Source organism: Glaciihabitans sp. UYNi722 (assembly GCF_040549465.1).
Taxonomy (GTDB): Bacteria; Actinomycetota; Actinomycetes; order Actinomycetales; family Microbacteriaceae; genus Lacisediminihabitans.
Genome location: NZ_JBEPTL010000013.1, coordinates 86,507 through 106,795, shown reverse-complemented (window position 1 = coordinate 106,795; position 20,289 = coordinate 86,507). Strand labels below are relative to the sequence as shown.

Below are 20,289 nucleotides of genomic sequence, written 5' to 3'. Positions count from 1 at the left end.
TGTTGAGGTCTGTTTTCACACGCTGGGTTTAACACCCTCCGCCTCCGATTAACAGCGCCCACGCGGCATCCGCCTAATAGGACTCACTCATCTAGTGCGAGCGCATCCGTCCGCATTGAAGCACGGCGTCAGCGCAGAAGCCGGCGTTCATGCTGCCGAACACAGCATGTTTGAAGCGGATATAGATGACGACAATCCAGCACGGCAGTTCAGGCTCGGCTTCGACCCTGACGGTCGCCTTCTCGAACTTGTCGTCCTTCGATTCGACAGCGGTAACGAGCTTCTCATTCATGCCATGAAGGCACGTCCGCAATATCTCGACCTTCTGCTTTGATCAAAACGTCGTGGTGTCGGCCAGGTTCCCCTCGGCGAGCTGATCCGGTGCTGACCAAAATCCCGCGAAGGTTCGGTTAGCTCGCAGGGAACGACAATTTTTTGAAACGCAGGGGTTCTCGTCGCAGGGGTTCTCGTTGCAGGGCTCGTAGAGATCCTCCCAGAGGTCTGCGACGAGAGCCGGTGAATGTGTCTTTCAGTGGTCGACGGATTGTCGTTGAACGGTGCGGTACACGGTGGAGCGGGCGACGTTGAACAGCTCAGCGAGCTCGCTCGTGGAATGCGTCCTTGCGCGGTGCACGTCCATGAGGTGACGTTGCCGGGCTGTCGACAGCTTCGGTTGTTTGCCGCGCAGGTGGCCCTTCGCTTTGGCCACGTGCATCCCTTCTCGCGTTCGGGCGCGAATCAAGTCGGATTCGAACTCGGCCACCATCGCGAGGACGTTGAACAACAGTCTCCCCACCGGGTCGGTCGGATCATGCACGGATCCGCCGATGCTGAGTTTGACGCCCTTGACGGTGAGTTCATCGATGATGTCTTTCGCATCCCGAAGCGAGCGGGCAAGCCGGTCCAGTTTGGCAACCACGAGAGTGTCGCCGTTCCGCCAGGCAGCCAGGGCCTCGCGAAGACCCGGGCGTACTCGATTGGTGCCGGTAAGTCCGTGGTCGGTGTAGATCAGGTTCGATCTAACGCCGAGAGCTTCCAGGGCGTTTTATTGGGCGGTGAGATCTTGCTCATTCGTGGACACGCGTGCGTATCCGATCAGGAATTCATTCATAACTGGAACGCTGCTCGTCGGCCGAGCCAGAGGTCACGAACGATCCCGCAAGCGGCCCCCAAGCGGGCACCCGTCTGAAGCTGTGAATCCCGACAATTGGCCACTTCGAAAGGATCGAATTTCGCACCCGCTCACCGTCCCCTACCGGTTCATGACGGCGCGATTTCGCGGAGTAGGGCTTCCGGTGTCGGGATGCTCGACCGGGCACCGGAGGCCAGCGTATTTGTCGTTCGTGGTTCGGTGTGATGCGTGGGTGGCAAGCGATTGGGTCCCTACCACGGGATGTCCTCGCCGGGCCACAGCGTGAATGTGCCATTGGCGCCGTCGGGCCCGAGGAGTGCCACCCGCACCACCTCACGGGAACCCTCCTCGATCGACTCGGTTCCTGCGAAGTTATTGAGCGCCGTGCTTGTGAAGCCAGGTGAGACGAGGTTGACCTTAATGCCGGTGCCCTCGAGTTCGATCATCATCGACCTCGTCACGGCGTTCAGGGCGGTCTTAGATGCGGGATAGATCGGGCCGTAGGTCGCCCGGTACGGGTATTCGGGATCGGCGAGCGACGTTAGGGAGGCCAGGCCGCTCGTGACGTTCACGATGCGAGCATCAGCGGATTCGTGCAGCAAGGGGAGCATGGCCTGATAGACCGCAAGGGCGCCGAAGACATTGACTTCCCACACAGCGCGCATCTCGTCGATCGGCGCAGTGCTCGGCTGCGACATGAGCCTGTACTGCTCCATGTCGAAGTCTGCGCTTGTGTGCGAGATACCGGAGTTGTTTACCAGTAGGTCGAGGCGGCCGAATTCGTCACGGATCCATTGCGCCGCGGCGGCGATCGACACCGGGTCGGTCACATCGAGCTGGAGAGCGGTGGCTCCTTCGCCGAGTTCGGCTGCGGCGGCCTCACCTCGGTCGAGGTCACGGGATCCGACGATTACCTGGAGTCCGTTGGCGAGGAGTTCCTTGGCGACCTGTTTGCCGACACCTTTGTTGGCGCCGGTGACGAGGGCGATACGGTCGAGAGACATGCTTATTCCTTTGAATTAGTCGCTAAACCGTGATGAAACCGATCACCGCGGTTGGGGATGTCTCCAGTCTGAAGGACGGAATCGGTACGAGGAACGCCCGGTCGAAACTGGTATTGGTGGGGCCATGCAGGCGAGTCCTCCGGGGAGGGGCAGGCAGAATGGCTGTTATGGAAGAAATCGGTCGACCTGAGCTCGGCGAGTTTCTGCGTCATCGCCGAGCGCTGATGACCCCGCCAACCCGGTCGGGCAACGAGCGAACGTCAGTGAGGCGCGTCCCCGGACTGCGGCGTCAGGAGCTGTCTGAGGTCGCCGGTATTTCTGTTGAGTACTACACCCGACTGGAGCAAAGCCGGGCACCGCGTCCTTCGCGCGAAGTCCTCTACGCGCTCGGTCGAGCGTTCGGGCTTTCATCTGCCGAGCGCGATCACCTATTTCGACTCGCGGGCGAGTTGCCCCCGGAACCTCAAGCGCCCTCGACCGCGATTCGGCCCGGCATACTGCAGCTGCTGGACGGTCTCGACAGCATCATGCCCGTCACCGTTCATGACGGACGATTGGATTTGCTCGCGGCCAACGTTGCGGCGTTAGAGATGCTTAGCCCGTTGATCAGCGATGGTCCGTTCGGGCGGAACATCGTCTATCAATGCTTCACCTCAACCGCGCTGCACCAGATTGTCGGCGCCGACGGCGCGGAGCAACTCGCGCGGGTGGCGACGTCGGAATTGCGGACGGCGCTGACTCGATACCCAAACGATGACTACTTGCAGGCTGTCTTTCAAGAACTCTCCGCGATTAGCGAAGGATTCCGCGCTCGCTGGGAGGATGCGGAAGTTGGTACTTGGCGATCTGCGACGAAAAGCCTCCACCATCCGACCCGTGGCTGGCTGAACTTTGAAAGCGAAATGCTGCATGACCCCGAGAACGATCACTGGATCATGCTTTACACGCCGCAATAGGTCAGCGCCTCCAGGAAGGCGTTAGCTGCCCGACGTGGCTGACTGCCAAGGGTTGACCATCCGCCCGATTGCCCGAATCAGCGATCTGAATTCTGCGCCGTTTGGCCGCACGCCGAGCCGTGAGTACATGAAGGCGTCGGCATATTCCGCCATTTTCACGATCTGGCCGTTCTCGACGTCGAACCTCGTCACATAGTTGTTTCTATACGGCTTCTGATTCCAGGTGACGGCCATGTCGCCGTTTCCGCTAAAGAACACCTGGCCCTTGTCGGACACGGTCCACTCGTGGTTACGCCATATTAAGGGCGTGAATTTCCGGAACAAGGCGCTGTAGTAGTCCATGATGTCAGCCTTTCCCTTCAGGTCGGCGACACAAAAACCTTTTTTCCGACTGGAGACGATGTTCGCGATGTCCTCCGCGGTCCGCGTTCGGCCCGAGTGCATGAAGAGCTGACGGGCGTTGGGGGAAAGGGTCCGCGCAACGGCATCAAAGTCTTTCGCCTCAACAGCTCTAATGAATTCTTCTGCCAGTTCGAGCGCGGCTTGGGTCGTGGTACTTCTTGCAGCGTCGGTCATGATTCTTTCCTGTTCATTCGAGGGGGCGTTTTAGGCAACGTTGCGCAATCCATTTAGGCTCCCTTGTCCCAGGAGAGAAGAGGTTCGCCGAATGATTTCGGACGGCCGAAGGACTCATAACGTGGCCTCCACCACTTCGTGAATTCGGACTCATATGCTGACAATCGCTGCGCAAACGTGGTCATATCCACTCCATCATCGAACTCGAGGTAAACGATGAACTCCGCGCTTCCGTCCTCGTTATGTTGGAGCCACATCCGTTCGCGGTTATAGCCAACGGCGTCGGCGCGGGCCGCTAGCCCAGAGAGATCCTTCATCAAATCTGAGATCAGATCCCGGAATTCCTGGATCCGATCTTCAGGCATTGCATATGTCCAGGCGGTGCTTGTCATGTCAACTCTTTCCTAGGTGCGTCCGACGCCCACCGGTGTAATAGCGCCATATCGAGTGGGCGGATACCGAAAGCTTGCAGCTCGTCGCATCAGGGGTGGAAGGCCGCGTCGAGACTGGTATCGGTAGGGTCAGCCTGTGTCGGATAGGAGAGCGACCTACTTGGTCCTCGGCGAGGAGCGCGGGGGATCCCGCGCACACAAAATGTGTTGCTGCCGGATCCGACGGATCGACAGACGTGAGCTGGTCCCGCAGCTCGATCGACCGCTGAAGCAGAAGCGCGAGCGGTAAGCGCGCTCATAACCGTCGTCAAGTCGGAAGATTGACTGCTTGGGCATGGCCCCCACGTTCAGGCCGGCAAGGGTGAGATGTGTTCATGGCCGGCAACGACCCACAGTCCAAGGCGAGCGTGTCAGCGTTCATCACGAGCCTCGGGCACCGCCCGCAGGACGTCGGCAATCTCAGTATGGCGCACTGGCTGGAGGGCGCGAGCCTGATCGAAATGGGGCTCGCCCAGAACGGCTTGGGGTGGAACCTCTTCCTCGGCGTCGACACTGCAGGAAAGGCATAATCATGGGAAAGCTCGATGGCAAGGTCGCGGTAATCACCGGCGCGACAAGTGGCATGGCTCTGGCCGGCGCCAAGTTGTTCGTTGACGAAGGAGCTCACGTCTTCATTACGGGCCGGCGGCAGGACGCGGTGGACGAAGCCGTCAAGCAGATCGGCCGGAACGTGACCGGCGTGCAGGCCGACTCGACCAACCTCGACGATCTGGACCGTTTATTCGAGACGGTCAAGCAAGAAAAGGACTCGATCGACGTACTGTGGGCGAGTGCTGGTGGAGGCGCGCAAAGCAAGCTCGGCGCGATCACCGAGGAGCAGTTCGACGCAACCTTCTCGCTGAATGTCCGCGGCACCCTATTTACCGTCCAGAAAGCGCTACCCCTTTTCAACGACGGAGGTCCATCTTCATGACCGGGTCCAACGCATCGCTGCGCGGCCACCCGGATTGGAGCGTGTACGCAGCGAGCAAGGCCGCGCTGCCCGCCCTCGCCCGGGTATGGGTGTCCGAGCTAAGAGACCGGAAGATCCGGGTGAACGTGCTGACCCCCGGCTCGGTTACGTCCCCGATGATGGAGTCTGTGTTGGACCCGGAGATGAAGGCGGCATTCGAGTCCGTGATCCCGCGACGGGAAATGGGTCGCCCTGAAGAGATCGCCGCGGTCGCGCTGTTCCTCGCCTCGGACGACTCCAGCTATGTCAACGGCATGGAACTCGTCGCCGACGGCGGCGCGACCGTGATCTGAACGTATGCGGGCGGCAATGATCACCGCCCGCATACGACGTCCAACTTTCGAACAAACCCATCAACAATCAAACAAACTAAGAAATCCACCATGACCCTCTTCCGCGTAGACGCGAGCATTTTCCCCGACCAATCCGTGAGCCGCGAACTCGCCGACATCGTCGAAGCCGAATGGACCGCCGCACACCCGGGCGAGTCGGTGATCCGCCGCCACATCGGCACAAACCCACTCCCCGCCACCGCGTGGGCAGACGCCGTCGTCGGGCAGCAACTCCCCGAAGACGCCCGCACCCCTGCCCAACAAGCCGCCGTCGAACTTGCCACCACACTCGCCGATGAACTGATCGCGGCTGACGCCTTCCTGTTCGCCGTGCCGCTCTACAACTACGGCGTCTCCCAGCACATCAAAACCTGGTTCGACATCCTCTACACCGAGCCCCGCATAAACAAAGGCGGCCCCGAACTACGAGACCGACCCGCCCTGCTGGTCACCGTCACCGGCGGCAACTACGCTCCCGGGACGCCGAAGGAAGGATGGGACCACTCCTCTTCATGGCTGCAACGCGTCCTCGTTGACGTCCTTGGGCTCGACCTCGCCCCGTCCACCGCCGGTTCACTTTGGTCGGGGTAAACCCCGCCCTCGACGCATTCAAGGACATGGCCGACGAGATGCGCATCGAGGCAGCGCGCGCAGCAGAGGCCGAAGGGCGCAAGCTCGCTGAGCGCGGGGCCCGCAAGGCGGCCTAAGCCAAAAAGAAGAGCCTCGCGAGGCAGCAGTGTGCGCGTATTTCGTCACTGGTGCGGTACTGGCCATTCCGGCTCGCACGCCACCCGCCGAACCCTCGAATCGGAACCCGAGCAGCTGGGCCTGCTCACCGACCTGGAGCGCTGCAGTCTGCGTTGGTGTCGCCAGCCGTTCCACTGTAGGGAAACGTGAGCAGTATCTGGTCTGGGGGTCGTCTACGTGGGAGGTCAGCGGATGATGGGGCGTCACCAGCGGTGCGGGCGTGACTCTCGCCGGCGTCGCGGTCCCGCTACCTGTGGTCGTTCGCTGATCGCGGATCTAGCGGGGGTCGGAGAACGATCCAACGAGCTCGGTGAGGCGAGTCGGGGTCTCGATCTGCGGGAGGTGGCCCGCGTCGGAAATGATCTCGAGACGCGCTCCGGGAATCTGCTGCGCGTAGGCTGCGCCAACCTCGGGGTCTCCGATGCGGTCGGCGGCTCCCCACACGACGAGCACGCGGACACGGATGCTCGGTAGCCGGCTCGCGAGCGTCGGATCGGCCATGTCGCCGCCGTACACCGCCAGGGTGGCCCGGTTGCCTGCCATCGCGGCCTGGATCTCGGGCGGGAGTTGTGACGGGTCCACGCCGAACCGTTCGGGGTCGTGGTAAGTCCGCATAGCGATCTCTGCTGGTGTCAGGGAGAAGAAATCAGGGTAGGGGTGGCCTGGAACGCTGAGACCGACGGCGTCGACGAGTACGACTCCGGATACTCGGGAGGAGCCTAGCGCGGCGATCTCCACCGCGATCCATCCGCCGATCGAGTTGCCGACAACCGTGACTTCCTCGAGCTCGAGCGCGTCGAGCATCTGGAGGTAGAGCTCGGCCAGACCACGGGGAGAGTGGAGTGACTCGGGTCGGGGCGTGCCGTTGAATCCCGGGTGCACGGGCACGATCACCTCGGCGTTCCGCGCTGCGGCGAATCCTGCAGCCCATGGCAGCACGGTCATGGGTCCTCCTCCGCCGTGCAGGAGAAGCACGGGGCGCCCAGCGCCGACACGGGTCGCTGTGATGGGGAGACCATCGACGTCAACGGTGATGGTGCGCTGCTCGGGAGTTGCGGGACTGTTTGCGTTCGTCATATCAGGAACCTTATACAAGGGTCCGTATTTAAGCAAGGTTCCTGATATGGTCTGAGTATGACGGCTTCGCTCAAGGACATCGGTCTCGCGGTGAAACGGCTGCAGTGGCGACATCACCGGGAAGGCAATCGGCGGCTCGTGCCGGTCGGCCTCTCCCTTGTGCAGTGGGACGTCTTGCGGCATCTCTCAGTCGAGCCCGACGCGTCGCTGCACCGGCTAGCGGAGCTGACGTTCCAGACCGATCAGGCGATGGGTGAGCTTGCAAAACGCATGGTCGACCGCTGTCTGCTCCGGCGAGAGGCCGGCCCCGGCCGGATCGTGCAGCACCGGCTCACCGACGGCGGCGAGAAGGCAAGGACGGCGGGCGCCGACGTACTCGACGACGTGCTCGACGAGACGGTCGGCGCCCTCACCGCCCCGGAGCGCACCGAGCTCCTGCGCCTCCTCACGAAGGCTGGCGGAGCCTGACGCGTCCAAGCGTGAACAATCACTGCTTCGAGGATCAACGCCGCCGCCACAGGTACCACGGCAACGATGAGCGGCCCCGACGGTTACTGCTGCACGCAGAGCGTTCCGCTTGCGGGCAGCCCTGGCATGGTCCCTCGGCGTACATAGTTCGGATTGGTGGATCCCAACAACGCTGCCATAGTCGCTCTTGTCGAACTATCCGTCGAATACTTCCCCGCTGGCGAACGCCGCGTCCTTTGGCGCCGTCTTCACCAGAGCTGCTGGGCACTTATCGAAAATGATCCGATCCACCAGTGGTGTCGCTCCGGGGCGAAAGTGCGCGTTGATTCCGTAACAGGTGATCACCGCGCTCGGGCCCTTGTAGTCGTGGCCCTCGTCGGTCAGACCGTCGGATCGAGATCCAGAGCTGATGAACACCGAGAGCTCCACCGCCGCGTCGGTCGAGGTGATGTCGTAGAGGGCGACTCCGCCGTCTTCGAGTCCGAGGTGCGCTACCGAGGCTGCTGTGCCGTCCCAATCCGCGATACCGAGAGCATCGAGGTACGCTCCCGGTTCATTCGCGTGCGAATCGAAGAGATTGGGAGACAGAGGATCTTCGAAACTGGCGACCTGTCGCCAGAGAACGCCATCGATGCCGCTGTCGTGACCGTGATATCCCGTACTGCAACCAGCCAGCGCCCCCGTCAGCACAAGAGCGCAAACCAGGGCTGCTTTCCGCTGCGCACTGAACATCGTCATCACGGTCAGCTTCTCACAATGGTGAATTTTCAGCGATGAGTCTCCCCGTGTCCAACACAAGTGTTTCCGCAGTTGGGAGCTACTTCTGGGAATGTTAAGGCGCCCCGGTGAAGGTTCCGGCTACGGGCACCGCTCGAAGTCCAAATGTGCCCTCAAATCTGCTTTCGGGGATCACGGTGAAGTGCCGGCCGCAGATCGTCGCAGTTTCAGGCACCTGGTCGCTTCATTGGTTGCACTTACCACCCGAGATGACTGCCGACGTTGCCGCCTCGCAAGCGCCTGAGTCGCGAATCGACTAACGGTCAGATGCGGGAGAGTCCACAGCAGTCCCGAATGCCAGAACCTGAAGCACCGGTTGAGGTTCGGCTTGCGGACACCAAGTGCCGCCGGTGACGGTTCTGCAGCCAAACGCCGAAAACGGTGTCAGGAACCCCTTACCGAAACGACGAGCTTTCAGCACATTTGATTCTGGACAGTTTTGGACAGCAGTATCGAGCAGCTTGTGAACATCACTTACTCGGCACCCAGAGACCGGGCGTTTAACGATTATTAGTGGTCAGCGAGTGGCGCTGGATCATCCAGCGCCTCCACGGGGAGCTTGACATGGGCACCCCGATCGAAGTCGAGCAAGCGTATGACGCCAACCAAGAATCACCCAGCCGACAAAAGCCAGACAGCAAGCAACTACGAACGAAACCCAGGCGATTCAGAGTTCGTGCAGGTCACCGGCAAGTCACCGGAGAACTGGCGGCCTGAATGGACCCGTCGTGGAACATCGCGCCGACCGACGATGTCCCGTTGATGTTCGAGTCGACGAAGGGCGGTGACACGATCGAGCGGCGATTTGGGCCGACCTATTGGTCTCTGACTGCTAATGGTTCTCCGGCTGAGCCTTTTTCGGCATTATCCCGACCAGGGTGAAGCAGAGCGCCACGAGCACCCCGACGACCGCGAGCGCCACGACCATCGCGTGGTCGGCGCCGGAGCTGGCGCGTAGCTGGAAGTAGAGCGTTGTGACGACCGCCGCGCCGATCGCGTTGGCGAGCTGCTGCACCGCGGAGAGCGAGCCGCTCGCGCTGCCGGCCTCACTCGGAGTGATGTCGCCGATCGCGACATCGTAGATCGACCCGAAGCATGCCCCCATGCCGAGGCCGATCACGAAGATGGGGGCGATCAGCGCGGCCGGCACGATGGCGCTGCCGAAGGCGAGTACGAGCACCAGGAACCAGCCGACGCCGACGAGAGTCACCGAGAGGCCGATGACGATGAGTCGGCGGCCGAGCCGGCCGATCAGCGCGAAGCCAGCGAACGAGGCAACGATGATGCCGACCGAGATCGGTGCGAGGCCGAGCGATGCGTCGAAGGCCGAGTAGTGCATTGCGCCCTGCAGGAACAGGGAGAACGCGTACACGAGTCCGGCGATCGCGGCGAAGTAGGCGAGCCCGACCAGTAGCCCAGAGGTGAAGCCGCGGTTGCGGAACAGGCTCGGTTCGATGAGGGGCATCGCGGCCGTACGCTGACGGATCACGAACAGCGCGAAGAAAACCAGCCCGAGCATGACCGAGACGATCGCGAACGCGTTCCAGCCGTCGGTGGAGCCGGCGATGAGCCCGTACAGCAGACCGAGCATCGTGCCGGCGAGCAGACCCGATCCGATGCCGTCGATAGACACGGCCCGGTCGCCGGAGTCCTTCGGCAGCAGCGCGAATGCGGCGACGATGCCGATCGCGCCGAGTACAAGGTTGACCAGGAACATGGGGCGCCAGCCGAGGCCGAACAGGTTTGCCTGGATGATAAACCCGGCCAGGATGGGACCGCCGACCGCGGAGATTCCCATGACCGGCCCGAACAGACTGAACGCCTTACCGATCTGGTCGCGCGAGAAAACCGATCCGAGGATGCCGAAGCCCTGCGGAATGAGCACGGCACCGAACGCCCCCTGCAACAGTCGCGCGACAATGATCGACTCCGGGCTCCAGCTGAGGCCACAGGCTACGGATGCCGCGGTGAAGCCGACGATGCCGATAAGGAAGATGCGTCGGCGACCGAACCTGTCGCCGAGCCGACCGCCGACCACGAGAAGTACGCCGAGCGCGAGAGCATAACTCGCACCGAGCCACTGCACGAGCGCGTTGCCGCCACCGAGCTCGCGTGCGATTGTCGGAGCCGCGATCGTTGTGATCGTGGAGTCTAGAAGGTCGAGCACATCCGCGATGAGCACAATGGCGAGGATGAGCCACCGGCGGGTGCTGCTCACGGTGATGGCCGCAGAGGCCGCTTCGGTAGTGGACATGGGGATGGACCTTCTCTTGATGGCGGAGTGAACGTCATCACGAACAACGTTCGTTGATACCATAAATCACGAACACCGTTCGTGTCAAACGTTGTTCGTTATCACTATGATGAGAGGGTGCCGACCCTCCCTAAACCGCCAGCTCCAGAACCGCCACCAGCTGAACCGCCCGCTGCTGAACCGCGCAGTCGCCGCGATCGGCCAGCCAAGGCACCGCTCAGCCGCGCAGCGATCGTGCAGGCGGGGCTCGCCATTCTCGATCGGTCCGGCATCGTAGAACTCACCATGCGTCGGGTCGCACAGGAACTTGACACCGGCGCCGCTTCGCTTTACGTCTACGTGAAGAACCGCGACGACCTGCTTCTCGCGATGCTGGACGAGGCCATGGGTTCGGTGCCAAGGACGGCGCACCTGGCCGGCACCTGGCGAGAGCGAGTCGAGGCCTTGATCGAGGCGATCGTGCACGCGACCGCCTCTCACGAGGGCCTGGCCCTGGTGGCACTCGGCACGATCCCACGCACCGACAAGGTGCTGCTGATCTTCAACGACCTGATCGGCCTGCTGCGGGAAGGCGGCCTCGATGACCGCACCATTTCCTGGAGCACCGATCTGCTCTACATGCACGCCACGGCCGCGGGAGCCGAGCTTGCCTCCTACATCGCGCGCTCCTCCAACGAGCACGACGTGGTGAGCGAGGCATCCGAGTTCTTCGCCGCACTTCCCGCCGAACGCTACCCTCTGATCGCCGGCATGCACGATGAGATCATGGCCGGGAGCGGTGATGAGCGCGACGCGTGGAAGCTCCGGGTGCTGCTCAACGGCATTCTCGCCACGCCGGCCGGTCGACCTTGAGTCGACTCGACTCAAGTTTTTCGAAATCAACTTGACAAAGTTATCCACAGGTTTCAAACTTGAGTACGTGAGACTCAAGTCTCGCAAGGTCTGCTGGTAGAGCTTGTCGAAACCAGCTGAGTAACGTGCCGGTCTCGACAAGCTCGACCGGCGTCAGAAGGAGAAACCGCACATGGCTCGAGCAGTAGGTATTGACCTGGGAACCACTAACTCGGTGGTCTCGGTTCTCGAGGGTGGAGAACCCACAGTCATCACGAACGCTGAAGGATTTCGTACCACCCCATCCGTGGTCGCCTTCACCAAAGACGGCGAGGTGCTCGTCGGAGAAACCGCGAAGCGCCAGAACGTCACCAACGTCGACCGCACGATCTCGTCGGTTAAGCGCCACATGGGCACCGACTGGACCGTCGACATCGACGGCAAGAAGTACACCCCGCAGGAGATCTCGGCGCGTATCCTCGCGAAGCTCAAGCGCGACGCTGAGCAGTACCTCGGTGAGGCAGTGACCGACGCCGTCGTCACCGTTCCCGCCTACTTCAACGACGCCGAGCGCCAGGCCACCAAGGAGGCTGGAGAGATCGCGGGACTCAACGTTCTGCGCATCATCAACGAGCCGACCGCTGCGGCACTCGCCTACGGACTCGACAAGGGCAAGGAAGACGAACTCATCCTGGTCTTCGACCTCGGTGGCGGAACCTTCGACGTCTCGCTGCTCGAAGTGGGCAAGGACGACGACTTCTCGACCATTCAGGTTCGCTCGACCGCCGGAGACAACCGTCTCGGTGGAGACGACTGGGACCAGCGCGTCGTCGACTACCTTGTCAAGCGTTTCAAGGACTCCACGGGTGTCGATGTCTCCGGTGACAAGATCGCCAAGCAGCGCCTCAAGGAGGCCTCGGAGCAGGCAAAGAAGGAGCTTTCAAGCTCCATGAGCACCAGCATCCAGCTGCCGTACCTGTCGCTCACGGAGAATGGCCCAGCCAACCTCGACGAGACACTCACCCGCGCCAAGTTCGAAGAACTGACCGCTGACCTGCTCGAGCGCACCAGGAAGCCGTTCAACGACGTCATCAAGGAAGCCGGAATCAAGGTCGCGGATGTCGCGCACGTTGTACTCGTCGGTGGCTCGACCCGTATGCCGGCCGTCGTCGACCTCGTGAAGAAGCTCACCGGTGGCCAGGACCCGAACAAGGGCGTGAACCCTGACGAGGTCGTTGCCGTCGGTGCCGCACTCCAGGCCGGCGTGCTGAAGGGCGAGCGCAAAGACGTTCTGCTCATCGACGTCACCCCTCTGAGCCTCGGTATCGAGACCAAGGGTGGCATCATGACCAAGCTCATCGAGCGCAACACGGCCATTCCGACCAAGCGCAGCGAGACCTTCACCACGGCGGACGACAACCAGCCCTCCGTCGCGATCCAGGTCTTCCAGGGCGAGCGCGAGTTCACCCGCGACAACAAGAACCTCGGAACCTTCGAGCTGCAGGGCATCGCGCCCGCATCCCGTGGCATCCCGCAGGTCGAGGTCACCTTCGACATCGACGCCAACGGCATCGTGCACGTGTCCGCGAAAGACAAGGGCACCGGCAAGGAGCAGTCGATGACCATCACCGGTGGTTCGTCGCTCTCCAAGGAGGACATAGAGCGCATGGTGCGCGAGGCCGAGGAGCATGCCGCAGAAGACAAGGAGCGTCGCGAGACGGCCGAGACCCGCAACACCGCGGAGCAGCTCGCCTACTCCACCGACAAGCTCATCAAAGACAACGAAGACAAGCTGCCCGACGACGTGAAGTCCGAGGTGCAGGCGGATGTCGACTCCCTGAAGAGCGCGCTGGCCGGCGACGACGAGACGGCCGTCAAGACCGCCTTCGACACGCTGAGCGAAAGCCAGCAGAAGCTGGGTCAGGCCATTTACTCGCAGGAGCAGGCGGCATCCGCTGAGGGTGCTTCGGAAGAGGCTCCTACCGAAGAGGCACCGGCCGATGACGAGGACATCGTCGACGCAGAAGTTGTGGACGACGAAGAGCCAGCGGCCGACTCGGAGAAGAAGTAATCATGGTCGACGACAAGACTCCCGAGGACGCATCGGAGGAGCCGACCTCGGCTGCCGACGATGCGGCCGAGGGGCTCGTCGAGGCCGAAGGTCCGGATGTCGAGACGTCATTTTCTGATGACGATCTCGCGTTCTTGGCAGGGGAGCAGCTTCCTTCACCAGGCCCTGGGAACGCCGCGGTCGACCCCGCCGTCGAAATCCTCGGAGACCTCAAGCGAGTGCAGGCCGAATTCGCCAACTATCGCAAGCGCGTCGAGCGCGATCGGGAGGCGACTCGCGAGTTGAACATCGCCGAGGTGGTGAAGAGTCTCCTTCCGGTGCTCGACGACCTGGCCCTCGCTGAGGCCCACGGCGATCTCGCCGACGGCCCCATGGCGGTCATCGCCCAGAAGCTGCGCGCGAGCCTCGAGAAGTTCGGGCTCACCGCGGTTGGCGAGAAGGGCGATGTGTTCGACCCGCACCAGCACGAGGCTCTCGTGCAGTTGCCGAGCTCCGATGTGACGGTCAATACCGTGGCGGACGTGATCGCTCCTGGCTACAAGTTGGGTGAGCGACTTCTGCGCGCGGCCAAGGTCGCCGTCTCAGTACCAGCAGAATAAGACAGCGCCGATCGAGCAGTTTCGTCGATCGAGCCAGTCGAGATCGGTCTCGACTGGCTCGACCGGCGGCCTCGTTCGGCATTCACAACGTAGATTGAGAAAGAACGGAGGCGCCCATGGCAAGCCAGGATTGGTTCGACAAGGACTTTTACGCCGTACTCGGCGTCTCCAAAGACATCTCAGCGGCCGAGCTCAAGAAGGCCTACCGAAAGCTGGCCCGCAAATATCACCCCGACTCCAACCCCGGGGATGCGAAGGCTGAGGCGAAGTTCAAGGAGATCAGTGAGGCGCACGCCGTGCTCGCCGACTCCGAACAGCGCAAAGAATACGACCAGATGCGCGCGATGGGTCCAGGCCGTGCGCGCTTCACCTCCGGCGGCCAGGGCCAGTCCGGTGGCTTTGAGGATGTCTTCGGCGGCATGTTCAACCAGGGCGGCAACCAGCGCACGGCCTACTCGCCCGGTGGTGGTGGCGGTGGTTTCGACGACATCTTCAGTGGGCTGTTCGGCCAGTCATCCGGCGGATTCCGCGGCGCAGGCGGTCCAACCAAGGGTCGCGACCTCACCGCCACGACCACTCTCGACTTCCTCACCGCGATCCAGGGCGACACCGTCAAACTGCAGGCCGCAGAGGGCAAGCCGATCAGTGTGAAGATTCCCGCCGGTGTGAGCGACGGCCAGAAAATCAGGCTCAGGGGTAAAGGCGAGCCGAGCGTGGATGGCGGCGCACCCGGCGACCTGACGCTCACGATCACCGTGCGCAAGCATCCAGTCTTTGAACGCGACGGCATCAACCTGCGGGTGGATGTGCCGGTCACCTTCACTGAGGCCACTCTCGGAGCGACCATCGAGGTTCCCACTCTCGGCGGCGAGCCGGTGAAACTCAAGGTCGCCGCAGGTACGCCGAGCGGCCGCGTGCTCCGCGTCAAGGGGCGCGGCGTCACCTCGCCGAAGGGCACGGGAGATCTGCTCGCCACCGTGCAGGTGGCGGTGCCCGCCCACCTCAGCGGCGAAGCCCAGGAGGCACTGGAGAAGTTCGCCGCACTTCAACCGGATGAGAACCCGCGAGCGGAGCTGCTCGCGAAATCGAAGGGCTGACCATGGAAGCCACCGACCCCGTCTTTGCGATCGCGATCGCCGCGGAGCTCGCTGGCATGCATCCCCAGACGCTTCGACAGTACGACCGCCTTGAGTTCGTGGTGCCGCAGCGCACCTCAGGGCAGTCGCGTCGCTACTCGATGCGCGACATCGTGCAGTTGCGGGAGATCGCACGACTGGGCGCGGAGGGCGTGAGCCTGGAGGGCATCCGTCGTATCCTGCAGTTGGAGAACCAGGTTGCCGAACTGTCGGAGCGCATCCGCGACCTCGAGCATGCCCTGGCCGAAGAGCTTCTCAGTCGTCCCGGTCGCCGGGTCTTCGCCGGCGGTGAGTCCGGAGAAGTCGTCTCGCTGAGGGCCGGTACCAGGTCGCAGCGCAACACGCAGGTCGTGGTTTGGCGACCGCTTAGCCACGAATCGATCGAACGGGGAGAACGTTGACGTATCCGATCCAGTATTCGCAGCCCGCCTACCCCGCCGGGCCGAAGCCGGTGCGACCGCCCCTCACCAAGCGGGCGAAACGCGGCACGGTCCTGGCCGGAAGCATCGGCTTCGTGCTGCTCGGCATCGGCTGGGCGCTGGCGGCGATACCCGTCGGCATCGCACTGTTCGTCGGGCTCTTCGCCTTCATTGTGCACGCGGCGAGCAGTTCGAGCGATACCGGTCGCGGCCTGGATGGCCTGAGCCAGTTCCTCGACGGAATCAACATCTCGGCCTGGATCCTGCCACTCGTACTGGTGTCCCTGCTCGGTTTCATCGTGATGGCGGTCGCGATCCTGGTCAGCGGCCGCATCCTGCGCTCGCACCGGGTGAATCATCCGTGGGGCGTGACCTGGGCCGGCACGGCGATCGCAGTCGTCGCCTCCTGGATCATCGGCGGGATCGGCAGCTTTGTCAGCCAGATCGTCTCGACGGTCGTGACCTCCGCTTCGGCGTCGGCGTCGGCGTCGGGGTCGGGCTCGAACGACTTCTGGCCAGGCCTCTGGACCTTCTTCGGCGTCTCGGCTGTGATCGCGTTGGCCGTGAATGCGGCCATCGGCTGGCTCGCCTGGTGGTGGATGGCGCACGCTATGCGCCCGCGCGCCTAGTTTCGCGCGGCGCGACTGCTTGCAGGGCGACTGCCGGCGGGGGCATCACTGGCGGGGCGACCGAGTCCGACGGCAGGCAACAGCACGCCATCGATCAGCGAGATCAGGAACGCCCGGTCCACGGTCTTCCGCAGGATCAGCACGCGATAGGCCGCCATTGACGGGCTGATGAGCGACAGGGTCTCCACGTCGCAGTCGGCCGCGATCTCACCCCTGTCGATCGCCCGGCGCATGAGGATGCGATTGACGCTCGCCCGCGGCTCGATGATCGCCTGGTTGGCGGCATCCGCCAGCTCCGGTGCCCGCGAGAGCATCGACATGAGACCGGCCATGATCTGCAGTTTCTTCTCGCCGTCCTCGATGGAATGTGGCTTGATCATCGCGATGAGGTCGCCGCGCAGGGTCCCGGTGTCCGGCAGTTGCGAGTAGTCGATGTCGCCAGTCTTCATACAGGCGACCGCATCGATCACGAGTTCACCCTTGGACGGCCATCGGCGGTAGAGGGTGGCCTTGCCTGCTTTGGCTCTCGCCGCGACCATGTCGATGGTCATGCCGTCGTACCCGGTTTCGGCGAGCACTTCGAGGGCGGCATCCAGAATCTCGGGGTCGCGGGTGTGGTCACGTTTTCGCCCCAGCTTCGACGGTTGTTCCGCCGGGTCGGGGTCGGTGACTGGGTCGAGATCGAGCTGCGTCATTGCGGCAATCTCCCTTTCCTGATGCGGGCTATATTACCGCACGGTTAATTCTTCGACCTGATGGGCAATTTAGGAACTGTTAAGATCCGAAACTCCACAGTACCGTATATAGTGGCGTTCATGTCTCACACTTCCCTGGTTTCACCCGACGCCGTGATCGCGCCCCCTGTCTCCTCTCGCCGCTGGTGGACGCTCACCACAGTGGCCCTCGCCCAGCTCATGGTCGTGCTCGACTCGACGGTGGTCAACATCGCTCTGCCCTCCGCCCAGGCCGACCTCGGCTTCTCGAACGGGGAGCGCCAGTGGATCGTCACCGCCTACTCCCTCGCATTCGGCAGCCTCCTGCTGCTCGGCGGTCGTCTTTCTGACCTGATCGGTCGCAAGCGCACCTTCATCATCGGCCTGATCGGCTTCGCCGGAGCCTCCGCGCTGGGTGGCGCTGCCGGCGGCTTCGGGATGCTCGTCGGTGCCCGCGCCCTGCAGGGCGCTTTCGGTGCCATGCTCGCTCCGACCGCGCTCGCCGTGCTCACCACGACCTTCACCATCCCGAAGGAACGCGCTCGCGCATTCGGGGTCTTCGGCGCGATCGCTGGGGCCGGCGGTGCCGTCGGCCTGCTGCTCGGCGGTGTGCTCACCGAAAACTTCGACTGGCGCTGGAACCTTTACATCAACGTCGTCATCGCCGTGGTTGCCGTGATCGGTGCGGCCATCTTCGTCAGTCAGGTAGAGCGAACCGGCCCGCGTCCGAAACTCGACATTCCGGGCACGCTCTTCGTCTCCGGCGCGCTCTTCAGCCTGGTCTACGGATTCTCGAACGCGGAGTCTGAGGGCTGGGGCTCTCCGCTCACCTGGGGCTTCCTCGTGGCATCCGGCCTGCTGCTGGTCGCCTTCGTGCTCTGGCAGCGCCGTGCCGAGCATCCGCTGCTTCCACTCTCCATCGTGCTGGATCGCAACCGCGGTGCGGCCTACAGCTCGGTGCTGATCGCCGGTGCGGGCATGTTCGGGATCTTCCTGTTCGTCACGTACTACCTGCAGGCGTCGCTGCACTACACGCCGATCCAGACCGGCCTGTCATTCCTGCCGATGATCGGGATGCTGGTGCTCGCGGCACAACTGTCGACCAACATCTTCGTGCCGCGCTTCGGGCCGAAGATCATGGTTCCGTTCGGCATGACTCTCGCCGGCATCGGGATGGTCTACCTGACCCACGTCGATCTCACCAGCACCTACGCCGCAGATCTGCTCCCGCCGCTGATGATCCTCGGCTTCGGCATGGGATCGATCATGCCGGCCTCCATGCAGACAGCGACCCTCGGCATCGACCGCCGATTTGCGGGCGTCGCCTCGGCGATGGTCAACACCAGCCAACAGGTCGGCGGATCGATCGGCACCGCCCTGCTGAACACCCTCGCGGCAACAGCGGCCACGGACTATCTCGCCTCGCACCTGCCGCCTTCGGCCGCCGTCGCAGCCCAGGCCGCTGTCCACAGCTACGCCACGGCCTACTGGTGGGGCGCAGGATTCTTCGCCGTCGGAGCCGTGCTGTCTGCGCTGCTGTTCCGGCGCCGCGGGCACGGGGTGTCGCTCTCCAATCCGCACGGTGTCTCGACCTCGACCTCGACCTCAACCTCAAGCTCGAGCAGCATCGGCGAGAGCGCGCCGGTCGCGGTTCACTAGCCAGTTCGTTTCTGACTCGTCCAACTCGTTTCTCCGGAGGTTTCGGCATCCGACCGCACGAATTCGTGGTCGGCATCGATTTCGAACCGCGATCCTCCGGAGAAACGTGTGCGCTGCAGTTCCGCCCTCGGCACCGTGCTGTACTGGACGGATGACCTCCCTCGACTTCTCCGGCCTCCGCCGGTTTCCGGATGTCGAGGCTGACAACCTCTTCGCCGTGGACGCCAGCGACCGGCTGATCCTCGACGAGGCGACATCCGCCGTGTTCGCAGCGCCCGCTGACGGTATCGTGGTGCTCGGCGACCACTACGGTGCGCTCACCATCGGCGCGGCGCGGCTGGGGGCACGCAGCATCCGTGTCTTCCAGGACTCGCTGCTCGGCGAGCAAGCTCTCGCCGGCAATGCCTCGGGCATCGACTATCGGAGCCTGCCCCTCGGCGCAGACGTACTCGATGGCGCCCGCGTCGTACTCCTCCAGCTGCCGCGCGGCCTTGCGGAGCTCGACGAGCTCGCGGGGCTCATCGCCGAGCATGCCGACCCGGAGGTGGTCGTGTACGCCGGCGGGCGCATCAAGCACATCTCGGTGGCGATGAACGAGGTGCTCCTGCGACATTTCGAGCGACTCGACGTCTCGCATGCCCGCCAGAAGTCGCGGGTGCTCGTTGCCAGTGCACCTCGGTCTGACCCAGCCAACCCTGCGCCATCTCAGTACCCGGTGCGCGAGTTCAACCCGGAGCTCGGCCTCTGGATCTGTGCGCACGGCGCCGCCTTCGCCGGCGCAAAACTCGACATCGGCACGCGGTTTCTGCGCTCGGTGCTCGATAGTGCGGTTCCGGATGCCGAGACCGTCATCGACCTGGGCTGCGGCACCGGCATCCTGGCCGCGTCGCTCGCTAGGGACCGCCCGACCGCCACCGTGATCGCCACGGACCTGTCCTGGGCTGCTGTCGCGTCGGCCGGCGCCACAATGGCGGCCAACGAACTGGACGTGACCGTGGTGCGCGAGGTCGGGCTGAACGGCCGGTCGGACTCGAGCGCGGACCTGGTAGTGCTCAATCCGCCGTTCCACGTCGGGGCTACGGTGCACGTCGGAATCGCGGACGGACTGTTCGAGGAGGCCGCGCGTGTGCTGCGCTCCGGTGGAGAGCTGTGGACTGTTTACAACTCGCACCTCGGATATCACCCAGCGCTGCAGCGCATCGTCGGCCACACCCGTGAGGTCGCCCGCAACGCGAAGTTCACCGTGGCCGCGTCGCGGCGGGCCTGATCCCGCTCAGACTGAGTGTCCGAGTGGGCCGCGTTCCAGTGCGCTCACTAACACCAGGCCCAGGTCGGGCTCCCGACCCGGCATGCTTCCTCCCATGCGACACAGGGACCCAGGCGCCCACACGCCGGCTGTCGGCGATGACGGTGTCAGGCGCGACGAGGCCCGCGCCGCGTATCAGTGCGCTGGATGGGAACGTGACCGGAAAAGGAATCCAATGCCATAACTTTTGCCCCTCGGA

At 63.3% G+C, this 20,289-nt stretch carries 21 protein-coding genes and 1 pseudogene; 13 read left to right on the top strand and 9 right to left on the bottom strand.

Annotated features, from left to right (window positions below; genetic code table 11):
* Window positions 1–91: 91 nt before the first annotated feature.
* The 3 genes from ABIB56_RS11260 to ABIB56_RS11250 form a co-directional block, all read right to left on the bottom strand.
* Complete coding sequence (locus tag ABIB56_RS11260; RefSeq protein WP_354569300.1) at window positions 92–292, bottom strand: hypothetical protein; 201 nt, start codon at window positions 290–292, stop codon at window positions 92–94.
* A gap of 237 nt (window positions 293–529) precedes the next feature.
* Entirely contained in the window at window positions 530–1,039 is a 510-nt protein-coding gene (locus tag ABIB56_RS11255) for a recombinase family protein (RefSeq protein ID WP_354569304.1), read from the bottom strand.
* 344 nt (window positions 1,040–1,383) lie between these two features.
* Window positions 1,384–2,136 carry an SDR family NAD(P)-dependent oxidoreductase gene (locus ABIB56_RS11250; protein WP_354569299.1) on the bottom strand — a complete coding sequence of 251 codons (753 nt, stop codon included), beginning with the start codon at window positions 2,134–2,136 and terminating at the stop codon, window positions 1,384–1,386.
* A gap of 167 nt (window positions 2,137–2,303) precedes the next feature.
* Between ABIB56_RS11250 and ABIB56_RS11245 the strand changes: the two genes are divergently transcribed.
* The gene (locus tag ABIB56_RS11245) at window positions 2,304–3,092 is read left to right on the top strand and encodes a helix-turn-helix transcriptional regulator (RefSeq protein ID WP_354569298.1); all 789 of its coding nucleotides are present in this window, start codon (window positions 2,304–2,306) and stop codon (window positions 3,090–3,092) included.
* A gap of 21 nt (window positions 3,093–3,113) precedes the next feature.
* Here the strand turns inward: ABIB56_RS11245 and ABIB56_RS11240 are convergent, their stop codons facing one another.
* Window positions 3,114–3,668 (bottom strand): nuclear transport factor 2 family protein, encoded by a 555-nt coding sequence (locus tag ABIB56_RS11240; RefSeq protein ID WP_354569297.1) that lies wholly within the window; start codon window positions 3,666–3,668, stop codon window positions 3,114–3,116.
* Window positions 3,669–3,721: 53 nt separating this feature from the next.
* Complete coding sequence (locus tag ABIB56_RS11235) at window positions 3,722–4,060, bottom strand: hypothetical protein (protein WP_354569296.1); 339 nt, start codon at window positions 4,058–4,060, stop codon at window positions 3,722–3,724.
* A 374-nt stretch (window positions 4,061–4,434) separates the two neighbouring features.
* On the opposite strand from ABIB56_RS11235, the gene ABIB56_RS11230 reads away from it, so the two are divergent.
* The 3 genes and pseudogenes from ABIB56_RS11230 (at window position 4,435) to ABIB56_RS11220 (ending at window position 5,995) form a co-directional block, all read left to right on the top strand.
* Window positions 4,435–4,629 (top strand): NAD(P)-binding domain-containing protein, encoded by a 195-nt coding sequence (locus ABIB56_RS11230; protein WP_354569295.1) that lies wholly within the window; start codon window positions 4,435–4,437, stop codon window positions 4,627–4,629.
* A 2-nt stretch (window positions 4,630–4,631) separates the two neighbouring features.
* Window positions 4,632–5,365 (top strand): annotated as a pseudogene (locus tag ABIB56_RS11225) (SDR family NAD(P)-dependent oxidoreductase).
* A 90-nt stretch (window positions 5,366–5,455) separates the two neighbouring features.
* A complete protein-coding gene (locus tag ABIB56_RS11220) occupies window positions 5,456–5,995 on the top strand; it encodes an FMN-dependent NADH-azoreductase (protein ID WP_354569294.1) in 540 nt (179 codons plus the stop codon).
* Window positions 5,996–6,427: 432 nt separating this feature from the next.
* Here the strand turns inward: ABIB56_RS11220 and ABIB56_RS11215 are convergent, their stop codons facing one another.
* Window positions 6,428–7,228, bottom strand: coding sequence for an alpha/beta fold hydrolase (locus tag ABIB56_RS11215; RefSeq protein ID WP_354569293.1), 801 nt, complete (start codon window positions 7,226–7,228; stop codon window positions 6,428–6,430).
* A 57-nt stretch (window positions 7,229–7,285) separates the two neighbouring features.
* Here ABIB56_RS11215 and ABIB56_RS11210 point away from each other — a divergent pair, with 57 nt between their 5' ends.
* Window positions 7,286–7,696 carry a MarR family winged helix-turn-helix transcriptional regulator gene (locus tag ABIB56_RS11210; protein ID WP_354569292.1) on the top strand — a complete coding sequence of 137 codons (411 nt, stop codon included), beginning with the start codon at window positions 7,286–7,288 and terminating at the stop codon, window positions 7,694–7,696.
* Between the two features lie 195 nt (window positions 7,697–7,891).
* Here ABIB56_RS11210 and ABIB56_RS11205 read toward each other — a convergent pair whose 3' ends face one another.
* Window positions 7,892–8,434: a hypothetical protein gene (locus ABIB56_RS11205; protein ID WP_354569291.1), complete on the bottom strand. Its 543-nt coding sequence runs from the start codon at window positions 8,432–8,434 to the stop codon at window positions 7,892–7,894.
* An 871-nt stretch (window positions 8,435–9,305) separates the two neighbouring features.
* A complete protein-coding gene (locus ABIB56_RS11200; RefSeq protein ID WP_354569290.1) occupies window positions 9,306–10,727 on the bottom strand; it encodes a DHA2 family efflux MFS transporter permease subunit in 1,422 nt (473 codons plus the stop codon).
* 117 nt (window positions 10,728–10,844) lie between these two features.
* Between ABIB56_RS11200 and ABIB56_RS11195 the strand changes: the two genes are divergently transcribed.
* From ABIB56_RS11195 to ABIB56_RS11170, 6 genes are all read left to right on the top strand, one after another.
* Window positions 10,845–11,579, top strand: coding sequence for a TetR/AcrR family transcriptional regulator (locus tag ABIB56_RS11195; RefSeq protein ID WP_354569289.1), 735 nt, complete (start codon window positions 10,845–10,847; stop codon window positions 11,577–11,579).
* Between the two features lie 172 nt (window positions 11,580–11,751).
* A complete protein-coding gene (dnaK, locus tag ABIB56_RS11190; RefSeq protein WP_354569288.1) occupies window positions 11,752–13,629 on the top strand; it encodes a molecular chaperone DnaK in 1,878 nt (625 codons plus the stop codon).
* Between the two features lie 2 nt (window positions 13,630–13,631).
* The gene (locus ABIB56_RS11185) at window positions 13,632–14,228 is read left to right on the top strand and encodes a nucleotide exchange factor GrpE (RefSeq protein ID WP_354569287.1); all 597 of its coding nucleotides are present in this window, start codon (window positions 13,632–13,634) and stop codon (window positions 14,226–14,228) included.
* Between the two features lie 116 nt (window positions 14,229–14,344).
* On the top strand, window positions 14,345–15,325 hold the full coding sequence (locus ABIB56_RS11180; protein ID WP_354569286.1) for a DnaJ C-terminal domain-containing protein: 981 nt from the start codon (window positions 14,345–14,347) through the stop codon (window positions 15,323–15,325).
* Between the two features lie 2 nt (window positions 15,326–15,327).
* Window positions 15,328–15,765, top strand: coding sequence for a heat shock protein transcriptional repressor HspR (locus tag ABIB56_RS11175; RefSeq protein WP_354569285.1), 438 nt, complete (start codon window positions 15,328–15,330; stop codon window positions 15,763–15,765).
* Entirely contained in the window at window positions 15,762–16,412 is a 651-nt protein-coding gene (locus ABIB56_RS11170) for a hypothetical protein (protein WP_354569284.1), read from the top strand. Before ABIB56_RS11175 ends, ABIB56_RS11170 begins: the two co-directional genes overlap by 4 nt.
* Here the strand turns inward: ABIB56_RS11170 and ABIB56_RS11165 are convergent.
* Window positions 16,409–17,107 (bottom strand): TetR/AcrR family transcriptional regulator, encoded by a 699-nt coding sequence (locus tag ABIB56_RS11165; RefSeq protein WP_354569283.1) that lies wholly within the window; start codon window positions 17,105–17,107, stop codon window positions 16,409–16,411. The two genes, ABIB56_RS11170 and ABIB56_RS11165, sit on opposite strands and share 4 nt — an antisense overlap.
* Window positions 17,108–17,227: 120 nt before the next feature.
* Between ABIB56_RS11165 and ABIB56_RS11160 the strand changes: the two genes are divergently transcribed.
* Complete coding sequence (locus ABIB56_RS11160; protein WP_354569282.1) at window positions 17,228–18,784, top strand: MFS transporter; 1,557 nt, start codon at window positions 17,228–17,230, stop codon at window positions 18,782–18,784.
* 151 nt (window positions 18,785–18,935) lie between these two features.
* Window positions 18,936–20,051 carry a class I SAM-dependent methyltransferase gene (locus ABIB56_RS11155; RefSeq protein ID WP_354569281.1) on the top strand — a complete coding sequence of 372 codons (1,116 nt, stop codon included), beginning with the start codon at window positions 18,936–18,938 and terminating at the stop codon, window positions 20,049–20,051.
* Window positions 20,052–20,289 lie beyond the last annotated feature (238 nt).

What these genes read in the sequence shown, in the direction of transcription:
- ABIB56_RS11205 (WP_354569291.1), bottom strand. Translation starts at nt 8,434, where the DNA reads ATGACGATGTTCAGTGCGCAGCGGAAAGCAGCCCTGGTTTGCGCTCTT.
- ABIB56_RS11230 (WP_354569295.1), top strand. Translation starts at nt 4,435, where the DNA reads ATGGCCGGCAACGACCCACAGTCCAAGGCGAGCGTGTCAGCGTTCATC.
- ABIB56_RS11185 (WP_354569287.1), top strand. Translation starts at nt 13,632, where the DNA reads ATGGTCGACGACAAGACTCCCGAGGACGCATCGGAGGAGCCGACCTCG.
- ABIB56_RS11215 (WP_354569293.1), bottom strand. Translation starts at nt 7,228, where the DNA reads ATGACGAACGCAAACAGTCCCGCAACTCCCGAGCAGCGCACCATCACC.
- dnaK (WP_354569288.1), top strand. Translation starts at nt 11,752, where the DNA reads ATGGCTCGAGCAGTAGGTATTGACCTGGGAACCACTAACTCGGTGGTC.
- ABIB56_RS11235 (WP_354569296.1), bottom strand. Translation starts at nt 4,060, where the DNA reads ATGACAAGCACCGCCTGGACATATGCAATGCCTGAAGATCGGATCCAG.
- ABIB56_RS11260 (WP_354569300.1), bottom strand. Translation starts at nt 292, where the DNA reads ATGAATGAGAAGCTCGTTACCGCTGTCGAATCGAAGGACGACAAGTTC.
- ABIB56_RS11210 (WP_354569292.1), top strand. Translation starts at nt 7,286, where the DNA reads ATGACGGCTTCGCTCAAGGACATCGGTCTCGCGGTGAAACGGCTGCAG.
- ABIB56_RS11180 (WP_354569286.1), top strand. Translation starts at nt 14,345, where the DNA reads ATGGCAAGCCAGGATTGGTTCGACAAGGACTTTTACGCCGTACTCGGC.
- ABIB56_RS11165 (WP_354569283.1), bottom strand. Translation starts at nt 17,107, where the DNA reads ATGACGCAGCTCGATCTCGACCCAGTCACCGACCCCGACCCGGCGGAA.
- ABIB56_RS11250 (WP_354569299.1), bottom strand. Translation starts at nt 2,136, where the DNA reads ATGTCTCTCGACCGTATCGCCCTCGTCACCGGCGCCAACAAAGGTGTC.
- ABIB56_RS11155 (WP_354569281.1), top strand. Translation starts at nt 18,936, where the DNA reads ATGACCTCCCTCGACTTCTCCGGCCTCCGCCGGTTTCCGGATGTCGAG.
- ABIB56_RS11220 (WP_354569294.1), top strand. Translation starts at nt 5,456, where the DNA reads ATGACCCTCTTCCGCGTAGACGCGAGCATTTTCCCCGACCAATCCGTG.
- ABIB56_RS11200 (WP_354569290.1), bottom strand. Translation starts at nt 10,727, where the DNA reads ATGTCCACTACCGAAGCGGCCTCTGCGGCCATCACCGTGAGCAGCACC.
- ABIB56_RS11245 (WP_354569298.1), top strand. Translation starts at nt 2,304, where the DNA reads ATGGAAGAAATCGGTCGACCTGAGCTCGGCGAGTTTCTGCGTCATCGC.
- ABIB56_RS11175 (WP_354569285.1), top strand. Translation starts at nt 15,328, where the DNA reads ATGGAAGCCACCGACCCCGTCTTTGCGATCGCGATCGCCGCGGAGCTC.
- ABIB56_RS11240 (WP_354569297.1), bottom strand. Translation starts at nt 3,668, where the DNA reads ATGACCGACGCTGCAAGAAGTACCACGACCCAAGCCGCGCTCGAACTG.
- ABIB56_RS11160 (WP_354569282.1), top strand. Translation starts at nt 17,228, where the DNA reads ATGTCTCACACTTCCCTGGTTTCACCCGACGCCGTGATCGCGCCCCCT.